Here is a 15,960-nt window from a genome sequence, read left to right on the forward strand (position 1 = left end):
ACACCAACGCCGATCGTGACACCAACACCAACGCCGATCGTGACGCCAACACCAACGCCGATCGTGACGCCAACACCAACGCCGATCGTGACGCCAACACCGACACCGTCGTCGGAAGTGACGCCAACACCGACATCGTCGTCGGAAATAACACCAACACCGACACCGTCGTCAGAAGTAACGCCAACACCGACGCCAACGCCGGAGCCTCCGGTGTTCCCGACACCAACACCATCATTTGTAATTGGTACTATCGTTGTTAATGATGATCCTGTGCCGCTGGGCCCTGTAGCTTCGTCAACTCCAGCACCAGTACCAACACCAACACCGTCGAGCAACACAGAGGTACTTGTTGATGAGGAGGAGATTCCATTAGGACCAGTATTGACAGTAACACCAACGCCGTCACCAGAGGATATTGCTGTAGTGGATGATACAATCCCGCTAGGTAATCCACCTGTGGATGAACTTCCAAAAACGGGAGAATCAAGTTCAGTCCCTTATTATGTAACTGGTCTAGGTTTTGCACTTATTGGATTGCTAATGAGAAATAGATTCTCGAGCAAGAAATAATAAACGGTGATTGTAGCTTGAACACAAGTTATGCCATGAAGAATAGTAAAGCCGCTTTCGGGACATATTCCGATGGCGGTTTTCTTTTGTTATGATTGTTATATTTTGGCGCATTCTAAGTAGATGTTATACTGATTTACAACGGATATGAAGAAAGGACGGGGAAGATGAATTGGTATGGTTCTTCATTAGCGCTGTCATCGTCATAGGAGCTCTGATCTATGCGGGCTTTTTCTTTTATGGAATTGCTATTAAACGAGCACCGAAGGAATTCCTGAGTAATAATCGTGATTTGAAGGTTGATCCCCCGGTTGCCGGGGCTTCTTGGGGTGAGGGGAAGGATTGGATCTCCAGTCAGAGCTTTGAGAATGTGGAGATTACATCTGAGGACGGGCTACAATTAAGAGGGTACTTGCTCCTTTCGGATCGTGCTGAAGGTCGTACAGCGATTCTAGCTCATGGTTATTCTGGAAAAGGGAAGGATATGGGGGCGTACGCCAAAATCTATTACGAGAGACTGGGCTTTAATATTCTGATTCCCGATGCCAGGGGACATGGGGAAAGCGCTGGGAATTATATTGGTTTTGGATGGCATGAGCGCAAGGATTATTTGCAGTGGAGTGAATATATAATAGAAAAGACTGGGCCCAGTGCTCAAGTTGTGCTTCATGGGGTCTCTATGGGTGGTGCTACAGTGCTAATGACCTCAGGTGAAAATCTCCCACCGCAGGTCAAAGCTATTGTCTCGGACTGCGCTTACAGCTCAGTTAAAGCACAATTAGCCTACCAACTACGGCGTATGTATCGCTTGCCAAGTTTCCCTTTTATTCAAAGTGCGAGTCTAATTACTCGTTTGAAAGCAGGGTATGGGTTTAGTGAAGCGTCTGCCTTGAAACAGGTGAGGAAGGCGAAGGTGCCGATTCTTTTTATTCATGGGGATGCCGATAATTTTGTACCATATAGTATGATGAATGAATTGTATGAGGCATGTCAGAGTCCCAAAGAGAAGTTCGTAGTGCCGCAAGCAGGGCATGGGTTAGCTTATGATATGGATAAGACGGGGTATATAAACGTAGTAACAGCTTTTGTGAATCAGTATGTAAATTAGATGCCCTGAACGTAGACAGCGCCCGATATCCGCTAGGTAGCGGTTATCGGGCGCCTATATTTTTCCACACATGGCATGTGTCCTTATGTAAGGTTCGTACAGCCATGCTTTTTCGTTATATTCATCCCCCGCCGTTCGTGAGTAACGGGTGTCTTAATTCCTTGTTATTTCCAGCAGCCGTGTGGCGAGAATAATCCTTCCAATACGACAAAAGCCCTACCTCTCTTTTGCCCTTGCGGCTCCATTGACCGCGCCAGTGTGAATCGGAATGCTATATTTCGAATTTAGTCTCATAAAAAGGAAAGTTTCTGCAAGAAAACATGAAGCCTCTGTGTCCAAAATGCCGAAGTGTAAAATAGTCGGCCTGACATCTTCTTGATGGGGATATTCAATATATCGAAAAACAAATACGATATAAATATAACACAGTATTGTTTAAAAGGCAAATATAATAATGAATTCCAAGATAAGGGTTGTTTGATTTAGAAGGGGAACAAGCAGAGCAAGAGAGAGTGTTTGATTCGAATATATCGTATGCTGGATTATTTGTGGATTAATTCGGAAAAGCTAGAAAGCCAGAGTAAATGGGGCTGTGGGGGTTATTTTGCGTGCCTATTTTGTGAACTGGTCTCTAAAACTTACATTAAACCCCAACATTGATTGAAGGATTGAGGGTAGACCGTTATAATTAATAAGTCTGGATTTTAATTAAAAAATAAGGGAGATTTTTATGAAACGCGCAGATGTGTGGTTGATTTCCATCGTATTAATTGCTGCGCTCGCTTTTCTCGCACCGAGATGGTTTTCGGACAATGATGATAAAGGTGGGGCCGGTAAAAATCTCGTAGCCAATGTAACGGTGGACGGCGAGTTATTTAAAACGGTAAAGCTTACAAAAGAAGAACAAACCATTGAGGTCCGTACCGAACGTGGCTATAACCTCTTGAAGGTGCATGATTACGGGATTGAAATGTACGATGCCGACTGCCCGGATCAAGTATGCCTAGGTTTTGGTTTTATTACCCTGCCCAAACAGACGATTGTCTGTCTACCGCATAGAGTATTAGTGGAAATCACAAGTGCGTCGGGGGAGGATGATATAGATGCCTATGTCCAGTAGTGAATCTGCAACAGCTTTAAAAAGAACGGTAATTATTGCGATTTTCGCCGCAGTGGCAGTAGTGCTTAGTCTAATAGAAGCGCAGATTCCGTTGTCAGGAATGGGACTGGTGCCGGGTGCTAAACTAGGATTAGCTAACATTATGATTTTGACTTGTATTTACTTTTTACGTGGACGGGACGCATTCCTGCTTGTCATCCTCAAAACGTTGCTTACTGCATTTTTGCTAGGTACTTTTTCAAGCTTACTATTCAGTTTATTCGGTTCGCTGTTTAGCTTTGTTGTAATGTTCGTGTTAATGCTGATTAGTGGCAAAGGCAAGAGTATAAGCTTGATCGGCATTAGTATAGCTGGTGGGATTGCACATAATATCGGTCAGCTGCTGGCAGCTTCTATGGTATTCTCATCCCTTAGTATTTTTTATTATCTTCCCATGCTGCTAATCACTGGAGTAGTAACAGGAATTGCCGTGGGCTATGCAGTCCGTTATTTGGTGGCTTCATTGTCAAAAATATCGTTGTTTGAAGAGTTTTTGGACTGATTAGTCACATCAGCGGAAGGATGACTAACATGAATGAATCATATGAAGGTCAAGAATTAGAGGGAGAAGGACAAGCTATCATCTCTCTGGATGGGGTATCGTTTGGTTATGATCCTGAGCATCCGATTCTTCAAAATATAACGTTATCTATTTCTCAGGGACAATGGGTTAGCTTGGTTGGTCCTAATGGCTGCGGAAAGTCTACGCTAGTTAAGCTACTAAATGCTTTGCTGCCTAAGAGTGCTGGCGAGATTGTGGTTAGTGGTATGCAACTGAGTGAGGAAACGATCGGAAGCATTCGGCAATGCATTGGTATGGTGTTCCAAAATCCAGATAATCAGTTTATTGGAGCCACTGTAGAGGAAGATATCTTATTCGGCCTGGAAGGGCTTTGTTTGTCGTACGAAGAGATGGCTGAACGATTACACTCTTATACGACGAGGCTGGGAATAAATCATCTGCTGTCCAAACACCCAGGTGAGCTGTCTGGAGGCCAAAAGCAGCGTGTCGCTATCGCCTCCATTCTTGCTATGGAACCAGGCATCGTCATTTTTGACGAGGCCTCTTCTATGTTGGATGAAGGAAGCAGAAATGATCTTCTTGGTATTTTGCAAGATATGCGAGCGGAAGGAAAGTATACGATCCTTATGATTACGCATGATGCAGATGAGATTTTGGCATCGGATCGGGTGCTTGCGCTGCATGGAGGTGGTTTAGCTGCTGATGTTACACCGGCGGAGCTGTTCCGGAACGAGGAGCTTCTGCAAAAATGCCATCTGTGTGAGCCGTATCCTTGGCGCCTTGCACGCGAGCTGCAGAATCAGGGCATCCATGTGGATGTTCCCGCCAGTGAAAAGGAGCTTATAGACACGTTATGGCCATAGAATTACAGCAAGTAAGTTATTCCTATGCTGACAGAAGCCTATGGAAGCTGACGGCGCTCCGCGACATTAACCTCAGTGTTCCAACAGGCTCTATGGTTGGTATTGCTGGGGCGACAGGCTCTGGTAAATCGACACTGCTGCAGTTGTTTAACGGGATACTGAAACCAACGGAGGGTACAGTAAAAGTACTCGATGTAACCATCCAGGCGGGGGAGAAATCACCTAAGCTAATGCCGCTGCGCCGTAGAGTCGGATTGGTATTTCAATTTCCAGAGCAGCAAATGTTTGGAGATACGGTCGAAAAGGATCTTATCTTCGGTCCTCTTAACTTCGGCATGAGCCTCGAAGAGGCAAAGGCACGCGCAAGACAGGCCATGTTGGATATGGGGCTGGATCTGGCGCTGCTAGAGCGGAATCCTTTTAAATTGAGCGGTGGGCAAATGCGTAAGGCAGCTATCGCCTCCGTACTAGCTATGGACCCTGAAGTCATCGTTCTGGATGAACCGACGGCTACGCTTGATCCCATCAGCCGTGCAGAACTAATCCACTTGCTGGAGCGTTTATGCCGTGAGCAGGGGAGAACGATCATCGTCGTCACGCATCGGATGGATGAGTTATTGCCTTACGCGGACAACTGGCTTGTCCTTAAAGAGGGCAGTACGGCATTTCAAGGCAGCGTAAAAGCGCTGGCAGATGACCCTTCGATTCTGGAACAGTGTGGCTTGACGGTTCCGCAGTCCCTTCGTTACTGGCGTGCAGTAGCTGATCGCTTTGGTCTTACGGATGAAGCTCCTCGCTTAACGGCAGAGAGCTTAGCAGAGCTAATCGCTTCGCTGCCATCTGGATCAGGCAACTCTAGCGAGCAGCACGAAGGAAAGAGGGATGGCCATGAATGAGAAGCTAATCATAGGGCGCAGTATTGAGACCGGTTCATGGGTACATAAGCTAGATGCTCGTGCCAAAATCACCGGAATGCTATTATACGTAGCTGTTATCCTGCTCTCCCGTTCGTGGATGGCTATGGCGCTGCTGGCTATTTTCTCAATAGCGGTTATGGCTTCCACTCGGATTCCGCTTAAATACTTCCTGAAAGCAGCTAAGCCTTTACGGTATTTAATGCTATTTATCTTTATCGTACAGCTGCTGTCTGTGAAGACGGGTGAGGCGGTGCTGACGCTTGGTTCGTGGTCCATTTATGAGGGAGGGCTAAGATTAGGCGCATTTTCGGTCATCCGCATGTTCTTTCTGATCACTTTCACGGCGTTACTTACATTCACCACAACGCCGGGTAAGCTGAATCAAGGGCTGGAGGGGATTTTGGCTCCATTCAAAAAGTTTGGCTTGAAGCCCGACCGTATCACACTGATGATCAGCATTTCCCTTCGTTTCATACCTACGATTCTAGATGAGTCGCAGATTATCATGAAAGCGCAGGCCTCACGAGGTGCCGATCTGAAAGAACTGCCTTTGAAGGAAAAGGGACGAATGTTAGTCTCCCTGCTGGTTCCGATTATCGCTAGTGCGTTTAGGCGTGCGCAGGATTTGGTATATTCCATGGAAGCTCGTGGCTTTCGTATGGATGCTCCGCGTAGCCAGTATCACCGCCTAAGGTGGGGCATATTCGATACTATTTTTATTACTATGTTTATTGTAATGGGGATTGCAGTAGCTTTGGTGTAAAGTACAACTTGTATGGAGAGTATCAACTTGGGAGGGAACTTGAATGGCACGTTATTTTAATGGTAGAGAGATTGAATTATTAGCACCCGCAGGAACGTTTGAGATTTTCAAGGAAGTGATCCAGGCACGATGTGATGCAGTTTATTTTGGTGGACCTGTATTGAATATGAGAATGATGCGTAAAGGATATAATCTGTCTCATGAGGAGATCGTAGAGGCACTAGATATTGCTCACCGTCTAGACAAAAAAGTGTATATCACAGTGAATAACCTATTTAGTGAAGAAGATGTGGAAGAGGCTAAAGAATATTTGCGTTTCCTTGATGGTGCTCGTCCCGATGCCTTGATTGTTCAGGATATGGCAGTGCTGGAGCTAATTCGCGAGATGGAGCTTAATCTTCCTATTCACTCTTCGGTCATGATGAATGTTCACAATCTGGAAATGATCTACGCATTGCGTGATCTGGGTGTAAGTCGTGTGGTTACTTCGCGGGAAATGGATTTGCAGACAGCTAAGCTGCTAGGTCAGCGGAGTGGGATGGAACTGGAGTATTTTATTCACGGGGATATGTGCTCCGTTCACGGTGCGAATTGTTATTTCAGCTCCCATGTATTCGGTATGAGCAGTAACCGTGGGAAATGTATGAAGCCTTGCCGCTGGGATTATCGGGTTAAAAAAGACGGGTATGTATATCCGGCCGAATACCCCCTAGCTGTAAAAGATATGTTCATGTATGAACATCTTCCGGAATTGATTGAATCAGGGATTACCTCCTTCAAAATAGAGGGCCGCATGCGGGATAAGGAGTTTATGGTGATGCTGGCGAATAGCTACGGCGAAGCCATTGACCGGTATATCGATGATCCGATTGGCTTTGATCGTACGGTAGATACGAAAGAGCTTCATAACAACCGTAAACGTGACTTTTCGACGGCGTATGCCTTCGGCAAACCAGGACTGACTAACATTAACCGCCGTTATGAAGGAACTGGTAAATTCTATAGCACTGGAAAAGTATTCAGTACACCAACTGCAGAGCGTGAGCTGTCTGAGAAACGAGTTGAGCAGTTGCGTGAAAGATTGGCTGAGGTCGAGCAACCGCAAAAGACAAAAGCTAAGTTAGCTGTACGTGTGAATAATATGGAACAGGCACGGATGGTCTTAGAGCTTGGTGTAGATAGCCTGTACTTGCCAGGGGATGTATTTGAACCAGATAAACCTTTTACAAAGCGTGACATCAAGGAACTGGGTGAGCTAAAGGGCGATAGCAAAATCTACTTGGGTTTACCACGGATGATGACCGAGCTGCATTTTGACCAATATGATCAATTGCTTGGCGGAGAACGCTTGCCGATTGACGGTATTATCGTTACAAATTTAGGAGCTATTCGTCGTTATAACAATACAGGCTATCCGCTAATTGGGGACAGTAACTTAAATGTATACAATCATCTTTCAGCGCAATTATATGCTAACTTAGGTTTAACTCAGCTTTCGGTATCGCCAGAAATGACGCTAGAGCATTTTGCTACCTTTGCCTCTCGTTGCAAAACGCCTTTGGAAGTTGTTGTTCATGGTACACCCGCACTAATGTATATGGAACATGATCTTTATGAGAATACGGAGTTAATGGAGCCTATTGCTGAAGAGGATAATCAATATGTGCACAATAATGTATTGGTACTAAAGACAGATCAAGGCGAGAATCCGGTATATCGTGATCAGCACGGCCGTTGCCATCTTTTATTCGCAAAAGAGCTTTGCTATTTACCTTTGTTGAGTGAGATGAGTGGACTAGGGATATCAAGCTTCCGTATTGAAGGAGCAACCTATAGCGTCGAACAGCTACGTGAAATTATTGTTTCTTATCAACAGGCAATCAACGGATCTGATAGCGGGGATGACATGCTGGGCGGCCTTAAGCCAGTCTATGCTGGTTATACTTTGGGCTCGCTACAGTTCAACTAATTGTATTTTAATGGGAACTAAATATCGCCTAGTGATAGGGCGGTGCACAGGACTCTATGAATAAGTTACTATTTTCACAAAAAGGAGAGAACCCTTCATGGAACAACAAGACTTCATCGGAAGAGAAGCAGTAGCAGCCAAACGTAAGCAATATTTCTATCCTTGTACACAGCATTTTTACCGTGATGCACCTCAGCTTGTTCGTGGTTCAATGCAGTTTGTTTATGATGAAAAAGGGAAGTCCTATACGGATTTCTTCGCTGGCGTATCCGTAGTCGCATGTGGTCACTGTAATCCGGCTATAACAGTACGCACGATTGAACAACTGCAGCAGCTGCAGCATACGACAACCATCTATCTGACGCAACCGAGTGTAGATTTGGCAGAGCGTTTGGAAGAGGTTATGCCGGGTGGGCTACGACGGACCTTCTTTGTTAACAGTGGTTCTGAGGCTAATGAGGGAGCTCTGCTGCTCGCTCGGATGTATTCGGGACGTAAAGGGTTTATAGCGCTGGAGAGTGGCCTGCATGGCCGTACCAATCTAACTATGAGTGTGACAGGCCTGCCTATGTGGCGTACCGATAAATACTTGGATCATGACGTTGAGTTTATTCCTCGCCCTTATCATCCGGATTTATCGCTGGAGGAAGCGGCATCGTTATCCCTGGAATCGCTAGAGCAGGTGCTTGAAGTGAAGGGGAATACTATCGCTGCCATGATCGTAGAGCCAATCCAAGGCAACGGCGGAATGATTATGCCAACCCGAACCTACTTTCGTGATGTAAAAGCATTGTTAGAGAGATACGGTGTACTCCTAATCGCTGATGAAATCCAAACTGGATTTGGACGTACTGGTAAAATGTTTGCTATGGAGCATTTTGACGTTGTACCCGATATTATAAGTATGGCCAAAGCACTCGGTAACGGAATTCCAGTTGCAGCCTTCGCTACAACCGATGAGATTGCCCTTGCCCTAAACCGTCCTTCAGCTTCCACATTTGGAGGGAATCCGGTATCTGCTGCAACAGCGCTGGCTGTGCTTGATTATATTCGAGATGAACGGCTTCCTGAACGTTCGGTACAGCTCGGAGAACGATTGAAGGCAGGTCTGAAGGCTTTGCAAGCTCGTTATCCTTCGTTGATGGTTGATGTGCGGGGAACTGGACTAATGCTGGGTGCGGAGCTAACGGGTGTAGATGCTGAGGGTGCAGCGGCACTTACAGATCAAGTGCTGGAGGCGATGAAGGACCGAGGTTATCTAATCGGCAAAAATGGCATAGGGCGCAATGTACTAGCCTTCCAGCCACCGATGATTATTACGGAAGAAGATATCGACGGGATGCTTAACGTCCTGAACGAAGTTCTTGCAGACCATAATCATTAATGGACATAAACACAGTAGTGAAGAAAGAGGAATGCACGAATGGCGATTCTAAACATATGTAAAACTGCAGGTCTAAAACTTAAAATGTTCAGCGAATTGGTAATGTTCTCTCATACGCTTTTTTCGCTACCATTTGCTATTATATCGATGGTATGGGCCGCAGGGGGCTGGCCATCGGGACATGTGATGATCTGGGGATTGATTGCATTGATAGGCGCCCGTAATGGCGCCAATGCATTTAATCGGCTGGCGGACCGTACGTTCGATGAACAGAATCCTCGAACGGCACATCGACATCTGCCTCAACGCTTACTGGCGGAAAAAGAAGTTGTTGTCTTTGTTATTGTCAACTATGCCATTTTCATTGTGGCTTCAGGCATGCTTAATTTGCTCTGCTTGATCTTGTCGCCAGTGGCTATCGTATTGATATCAACCTATTCCTACACGAAGCGGTTTACCTTTCTCAGCCATTTATATTTAGGATTTGTTATTGCTTCTGCACCGATTGGCGCATGGTTCGCTGTAACCGGAAATATCGCATTTACACCGTTTGTTATCGGTACTGTTGTTATGCTGTGGATTGCCGGATTTGATATTATTTACGGCACTCAGGATATCGACTTTGACCGGCGGCATGGTCTATGGTCTATTCCTAGCTTTTTCGGTCTAGAGAATGCGCTGCGCATTGCAAAAGGACTACATTTCATTATGATTATGCTGCTATTGTTCCTATATTTATGGCGTGATCTCGGCTGGATGTATCTGGTAGGGATTGGCATCGCGACGCTGCTCCTGATGACCGAGCATAAGATTATAAAACCATCGAATCGTAAGCTGATGAAGGTGGCCTCTTATAATCTGAATCAGGTGATCAGCATAGTGATTTTATTGTGTACGCTGATTGATTTTTTTTATGTTAGCTAGGGAGCGTTTATCGTTGAGTGTGGTTAGGAAGCTGCACTGCGTGGAATGTTGGACTTTCGATCGCTGTTATTCTCGGATTTCTTTGATTTGAACCGGCTGTCTGCGGTAGAAATCCGAGAATAAAGGCGAGCACTTCGTTTCTACAGTTCCAAAATTCCACTCCGTTCCGTCCTAACCTCTAAGCTAACAACAAAAGACAACAGCCTACCCAAAAGAGGGTAGGCAAAGGGATCGGAAAGCTGACTACGCGGCTTTCCTTTTTTTGTTTTTGTGGGCATCTGTGAAGGTGACTAGAGCCATGTAAGAGGGCTGAACTTATCCAAGGCAGACTTATAGGGAAAACCTCCCTATATTTCCGAGCTTAATTGACTTTAGATCTTGTTATAGGGAAAGTCTCCCTCTAATTTACCTGATGAGTCTATAAACCATGCAAAATCGGTTTTTAGAGGGAGGATTTCCCTATATGTTCGGAATAGTAGAGCCTGGAAGCTAAAAGGCTAAACACGCTCACGGGCGCTGCGCTACGTTCGGCTTGTTTAGCAAGCACACAAAAAACGGATACCAACCCAATTAAACGGGTGATATCCGTTTTTGATTGTCCTTAGCGATCACGGTCGGCAAAATATTGCAGCAGTGTATCCAGATCGGCATGCGCCGGATAGGAGGAGAGCTGCTGCACAATCGCTCCAGCCTTATCTAGATAGTTCTGGCTGAACTGTTCTGCGCGAGCTAAGGCATCGCTTCTCTTAATAAGGGCAAGCACATGTGCCACCTCAGCATCGGAAGAATCAGGGCCGATTGAACGAATCACAGGCGAAAGCTTTGGATCCTGTAATGCATAAAGCACTGGCAGGGTAACCTGACCATGACGCAGATCGCTGCCGGCGGGCTTACCCAGCACAGCCTCAGACTGCGTGAAATCCAGCAGGTCATCTTGTATTTGAAAAGACATGCCTAAGGCTTCGCCAAAGGTATACAGAAGGTTGGCCACTTCCTCTGAGCTTTCGGTGGATAATGCACCCACACGTAAGCAGGTGGCCATAAGAAGAGCTGTTTTGTTTAAGGACTTCTCCAGATACTGCTCCATTGTAATCTCATAATCAAAAGCATGTTCCATTTGCTGATACTCACCTAGACAGAGCTGAGCAGTAGCTACAGAAGATAAGTCATGAACATATTTGTTTTTGTCTCCGGTATATTTGCTTAACAGTTCGATAACCCGAGCGGACATATAATTGCCAATATGCACTGCTGATAGTGTGCCCGTCTTAGTATGTAGGGCGGGTTTGCCCCGCCGTAACTCAGAATCGTCGATGATATCATCATGAATTAATGAGGCAACATGAATAAATTCAGCGGCAGCAGCTAATTGAAGCGCTCTTCGACCTGTATCCTTTCGGCCAAAACGACTGCCAACAATGACCATAAGAGGACGGAGGCGTTTACCTCCAGAATTTATAAGCTCAAGAACACTCTGCCCGAGTTGTGATTTCTTAGGAACATCCTTATCTCGTGCCACAAGATTTACGATTTCACGATTAATTTCATCTATGTCTATGTTTAAGGCCTCATGCAGCTTCATCTTATAGATCCCACCTGTCAAATGGCTTTGCTTGTGCGACTGCGCTGTCTGCACTCTTGAATCAAGAACTGTTCGATTCCAGCCGCTGGATCATGTTCCGCGAAGTCTCCATTTGACCGTCTAATTTGCATTTTTTTGATCGAAGGAGCTAGATAAGCAACTAGGTCGAGCTCACGGCATTTCACCGCAAACTGAAGGTAAAAGCTGTACAAATAATCTCCATCCAAAATGTTGCGTGTAAGGTCGGGATGATGTGGGATACATTCCATATGGCGCTCAGCTGCCAAAGTGAGAATAGTGTAAATACCCAGCAAATTGACTTTGCGGTTGTATTCCAGATCATGGCGTTCTAGTACCGAGATTAGCTGCTCACATGCAGCCGGAGAGGGATTAAGCTCAATTCCGGCAATAGGTGACATTTCAGTATGCAACAACCGGAGGGTATCTTCTATGAGTTGTTTGTTCACAAGATTCTCTCCTTCTTGTCGGTTTTGCCGGAAGAAACCATACCCCTGATCATCCCTACAAAACCATTCATTAAAGAATAAATTGACCATTTCCTGATATTAGGAAGATTATTTTGTTCATGTAAATAAGGAGAGTAATGTGTCCTAGGGACACATTACTCTGAAGTACATCCATATTTAACTTACTGACATGCAATCTACATATTTGTTCTAAAATAAATTACACGAATTCAGGGCTTTATAATCAGTCGGTGTATAGATACCATCGTCTGACGATCGGAACTCTCTTCCAATGTTTCTTAAGCCAAGGAAGTACATAGTAATCTAGGCCAAATGTGCTGCCCGATCCGCCGATGCAGGCGATACCCGCACCAACATACCATAACATTTCTGTAGAAGCCATTTTGGTCGACCAGATCATGACGGACATGGCTATCGTCGCTATAGAAGCAATAGCTGTGAACAGACCAACGATGAGCATAATACCGAACACGATTTCTGCACATACCATACCGATTTGGAACCATTTTGCGAGGAAAGTATAACTTCCGTCGTTGTTGTAGAACATCAAATCCATGAACCAGTTTGTAATATTATATACGAAGCCAGGAACTGGCAATGCTTCAACCGCTTCTTTTGCAGTGGATACTGCTGAAGCTGCAGATTGTGCATCTACTGTTGTTTTAACTGCATCCACCGCTACGCTGGCTGCTGATGAAGCATCCGTTGCAAAAGGAGCGGCTGGAATTAGGAATATCTTGTTAGGATCTACCCAAATTTTCCGTAGCTTATCTATACCTTCATATAACCACATTCCACCAAGCAGCATGCGAAGCGGAACGAGCCAGAAGTTAGGTGAACGCTTGGAGAAGTGTCCGCCCAAGAAGCTCTTACGGTTCTCAACATGGAAGAACTCATGCATCATGTAAGTCCAAACCTTATTGAAGCCTACAACCTGAGACAGGTAGAACATATTGATAAAGTGTTTGGATAACATTGCCATAAAACCAGTAAGCATAAAGAACTTGCCTGGCAAACCAACATTTGCTACACCGTAGCGGCTACCGATGGATACCATGGTACCGTGGAAACCTGGTTTGTATGCTTTTTTAGCAGTGTTCTGAATGTCAGCTGCAATGTTACCAGCAACGATCGGAGCTGCTTGTTCAGCATTCTCAACCATTTGTGGTACAGGACGAGTTTCACCTTCAGGAATGAAGAAAATGTTGTCCCCTACTACATATACGTTCTTATGATCTACACTTTCAAGGTTCTCATTCGTAACAATACGTTTGCGTCCTTGTTGTTGTACTTCAAGTCCACCCACGATTTCAGAACCTTCAACACCTGCAGTCCAAACAATGGTTTGTGAAGCGACAACATTTTTCTCACCAAGGGCAACACTACCTTCGCCTACTTCAGTGATCTTGGCGCCTGTAACAATTTCCACGTTCAGCTTGCGAAGGTGAGCTTCGGCTTTTTGAATCAGCTTATCTGGAAGGATAGGCAGAATCTTCGGAGCCATATCAGCCACAATCAATCTTACTTCGGATGGGTCAATATAGAACTCCTTGCACAATTCCTCGCGTTGCTCAGCCATTTCCCCAACAAGCTCGACACCTGTAAAGCCGGCACCGATGATAACAAAAGTTAACATTGCACGGCGTACAGTTGGATTTTTCTCCATAGCGGCTTTGGTATACATGTCGCGGATTTGACGTTTCAATGCTACCGCATCATCGTAAGACCAGAAGGAGAAGGTATTCTCTTCTGCACCTGGAATGCCGAAGAAGGTTGGTTTGCTACCTGTACCGATTACAAGGTAATCGTACGCATAGGTAGTTTTATTGGATTTGAGTTTCTTACCCTTGAAATCAATATTGCTGATTTCGTCAAGAACAACATTCACTTTAAGGCCAGCAAAGATTTTCTTAAGATCGATCTTGATTGAATCCTCTGGAGCACGGTTCGCGGCAACCTCATGCAGCTCAGTCAATAGAGTGTGATATGGATTCCGGTCGATCAGTGTGATTTCAACATCTTTGTTTTTCTTAAATTTCTTTGCCAGTTTCTTAGCCGTGAGTACGCCGCCGTAGCCGCCGCCCAAAATGACTATTTTTTTCAAAAGAAATTCACCTCATTCGTCTGATTAACTGCAGAAGGTTATGCGAAATTATTTCGCGCCTTCGAGTGCTTTTTCAGCAAGTGTAAAATATTCACCAACATGAATACTCACGCCGGAAATTGCATCTGTTTTACCTTCAGCTGTAAGTTCTGGAGCAGCGCCTTTTTCAAGGTAGTATTGCTCAACTTTAGCGATCTCTTCATGCCATTCAGCTTGAGCACCGCCAGCTTTCATACCGTATTTACCGTCAACGGAGAATTGTTTCTTGTCGTCACCAGCAGCATTTACACCGCTGAATTTAACAGCGACGATATTACCGTTAGCAACAGTCAAGTCAACAGTGGATTTCCAACCGGAGTCTTTATCCATTTCGCCTTCAGCATGGTAGCCTCCGTCTTTGTATTGACCAGCTTCAACAGGGCCAGCGGCCAGAGCAGCTTCAGCAGCTTTTACAAAGTCAGTAACATGTACAGATACTCCCGAGATAGCGTCAGTTTTCCCCTCAGCGTCTAAAGTTATAGCTGCTGGATCTTGTTTCTCAATCAGAAATGCTTCAGCTTTAGCTGCTTGCTCGTGCCATTCAGAAGAAGCACCGCCAGCTTTCATGCCATATTTACCATCTTCGGATACTTTTTTCTTCAGGTCGCCTGCACTATTAACGTTAAAAGCATTCCAATCAGCTTTAGTGATTTTTCCACCTTCTACAGTCAAGAGTGCATAAGTTTGCCAGCCAGTTTTAGCATCGGCTTCAACAGTAGCGTAGTAAGTTCCATCTTTGTACTTCGCTGTTTCAGTTCCTGTGTTGCCGGAATTAGCTGCTGCATTGGTTTCAGTTGGAGCATTAGTAGCCGCCGGTGTGTTGTCTGTGTTGTTACCACAACCTGCAAGCAAACTACCTAGGATAAGGGCAGTCGACAAGATTACTGTTGTTTTTTTCATTTGTTATGACCTCCAAAAATATAGTTTAAAATATATATATTAAAATGTAAAACATTTTAATAGTAATGCGAAGTGATAAAAATCACTTTATAAATGATATTTGTCACTTTAATCTCAGGGTGAAGAGCCAAGTTCCAACAGTATCATGACATATATCGGCATACAATAGAAAAAAATTTAATGATGTTGTTTCATCTCCGAGGGCATTCTAGCACATAGAGCAATTAACTCATGTGAAAAAAATCACTTAAAAAATTAAATGTTTAATTTATACATTGATTGTATCAAATTTTAAAGGATTTGAATACCTTTTTTTAAACTATTATTTGACAAATTGTGACTTTCTATAGATTAGGTAAGATTCATGGCGAATAGGACAGGGTAATGTAACGATAACACAGGATAGTATTCTACCCTACTTAATTCAGCTAAGGAGATGAGCTTATAATGGACAACAATGTGTTTAAAGGAAAATGGAAACAGCTCAAAGGCGAGGCCAAAAAGCAATGGGGCAAGCTTACGGATGACGATCTTGATGTGATTGATGGTGAAAAGGATAAGTTGGTAGGTAAACTACAAGAGCGTTATGGCCATTCGAAAGAAGACGCGGAAAAAGAGTATCAAAGCTGGGGACGTTCCTACCGCGATTAATTCAAAATAGCTT

15 protein-coding genes are annotated in these 15,960 nt (G+C 44.7%); 11 read left to right on the top strand and 4 right to left on the bottom strand.

What is annotated here, in order from left to right; translation table 11 throughout:
• From PAENI_RS05560 to PAENI_RS05605, 10 genes are all read left to right on the top strand, one after another.
• Positions 1-573 (top strand): LPXTG cell wall anchor domain-containing protein (locus PAENI_RS05560; protein WP_149644605.1); only part of this gene is annotated, 573 nt, incomplete at its 5' end.
• Positions 574-745: 172 nt separating this feature from the next.
• Positions 746-1,681, top strand: a complete 936-nt coding sequence (locus PAENI_RS05565; RefSeq protein ID WP_149644606.1) for an alpha/beta hydrolase — start codon at positions 746-748, stop codon at positions 1,679-1,681.
• A gap of 730 nt (positions 1,682-2,411) precedes the next feature.
• Positions 2,412-2,801: a NusG domain II-containing protein gene (locus PAENI_RS05570; protein WP_042184493.1), complete on the top strand. Its 390-nt coding sequence runs from the start codon at positions 2,412-2,414 to the stop codon at positions 2,799-2,801.
• Positions 2,785-3,342, top strand: a complete 558-nt coding sequence (locus tag PAENI_RS05575; RefSeq protein ID WP_042123757.1) for a Gx transporter family protein — start codon at positions 2,785-2,787, stop codon at positions 3,340-3,342. Before PAENI_RS05570 ends, PAENI_RS05575 begins: the two co-directional genes overlap by 17 nt.
• Before the next feature lie 29 nt (positions 3,343-3,371).
• Positions 3,372-4,226 (top strand): ATP-binding cassette domain-containing protein, encoded by an 855-nt coding sequence (locus PAENI_RS05580; protein WP_052404135.1) that lies wholly within the window; start codon positions 3,372-3,374, stop codon positions 4,224-4,226.
• Positions 4,217-5,122, top strand: a complete 906-nt coding sequence (locus PAENI_RS05585; RefSeq protein ID WP_149644607.1) for an ATP-binding cassette domain-containing protein — start codon at positions 4,217-4,219, stop codon at positions 5,120-5,122. The genes PAENI_RS05580 and PAENI_RS05585 overlap by 10 nt, the downstream gene beginning before the upstream one ends.
• Positions 5,115-5,906 (top strand): energy-coupling factor transporter transmembrane component T family protein, encoded by a 792-nt coding sequence (locus PAENI_RS05590; RefSeq protein WP_042184497.1) that lies wholly within the window; start codon positions 5,115-5,117, stop codon positions 5,904-5,906. Before PAENI_RS05585 ends, PAENI_RS05590 begins: the two co-directional genes overlap by 8 nt.
• A gap of 43 nt (positions 5,907-5,949) precedes the next feature.
• Positions 5,950-7,875: a peptidase U32 family protein gene (locus tag PAENI_RS05595; protein ID WP_042184499.1), complete on the top strand. Its 1,926-nt coding sequence runs from the start codon at positions 5,950-5,952 to the stop codon at positions 7,873-7,875.
• Between the two features lie 97 nt (positions 7,876-7,972).
• A complete protein-coding gene (locus tag PAENI_RS05600) occupies positions 7,973-9,259 on the top strand; it encodes an aspartate aminotransferase family protein (RefSeq protein ID WP_149644608.1) in 1,287 nt (428 codons plus the stop codon).
• Between the two features lie 39 nt (positions 9,260-9,298).
• Positions 9,299-10,183 carry a UbiA-like polyprenyltransferase gene (locus PAENI_RS05605; protein WP_076300130.1) on the top strand — a complete coding sequence of 295 codons (885 nt, stop codon included), beginning with the start codon at positions 9,299-9,301 and terminating at the stop codon, positions 10,181-10,183.
• Positions 10,184-10,784: 601 nt separating this feature from the next.
• Here the strand turns inward: PAENI_RS05605 and PAENI_RS05610 are convergent.
• From PAENI_RS05610 to PAENI_RS05625, 4 genes are all read right to left on the bottom strand, one after another.
• Positions 10,785-11,765 carry a polyprenyl synthetase family protein gene (locus PAENI_RS05610; protein ID WP_149644609.1) on the bottom strand — a complete coding sequence of 327 codons (981 nt, stop codon included), beginning with the start codon at positions 11,763-11,765 and terminating at the stop codon, positions 10,785-10,787.
• Between the two features lie 17 nt (positions 11,766-11,782).
• Positions 11,783-12,232: a hypothetical protein gene (locus PAENI_RS05615; protein WP_042184507.1), complete on the bottom strand. Its 450-nt coding sequence runs from the start codon at positions 12,230-12,232 to the stop codon at positions 11,783-11,785.
• A gap of 244 nt (positions 12,233-12,476) precedes the next feature.
• Positions 12,477-14,357 carry an FAD-dependent oxidoreductase gene (locus tag PAENI_RS05620; protein WP_042184509.1) on the bottom strand — a complete coding sequence of 627 codons (1,881 nt, stop codon included), beginning with the start codon at positions 14,355-14,357 and terminating at the stop codon, positions 12,477-12,479.
• A gap of 48 nt (positions 14,358-14,405) precedes the next feature.
• Positions 14,406-15,296: an FMN-binding protein gene (locus PAENI_RS05625; protein ID WP_149644610.1), complete on the bottom strand. Its 891-nt coding sequence runs from the start codon at positions 15,294-15,296 to the stop codon at positions 14,406-14,408.
• 447 nt (positions 15,297-15,743) lie between these two features.
• Here PAENI_RS05625 and PAENI_RS05630 point away from each other — a divergent pair, with 447 nt between their 5' ends.
• Positions 15,744-15,947: a CsbD family protein gene (locus tag PAENI_RS05630; RefSeq protein WP_042184513.1), complete on the top strand. Its 204-nt coding sequence runs from the start codon at positions 15,744-15,746 to the stop codon at positions 15,945-15,947.
• Positions 15,948-15,960 lie beyond the last annotated feature (13 nt).

Origin of the sequence: Paenibacillus sp. B2(2019) (assembly GCF_008370385.1) — a bacterium.
Classification (GTDB): Bacteria; Bacillota; Bacilli; order Paenibacillales; family Paenibacillaceae; genus Paenibacillus_AQ.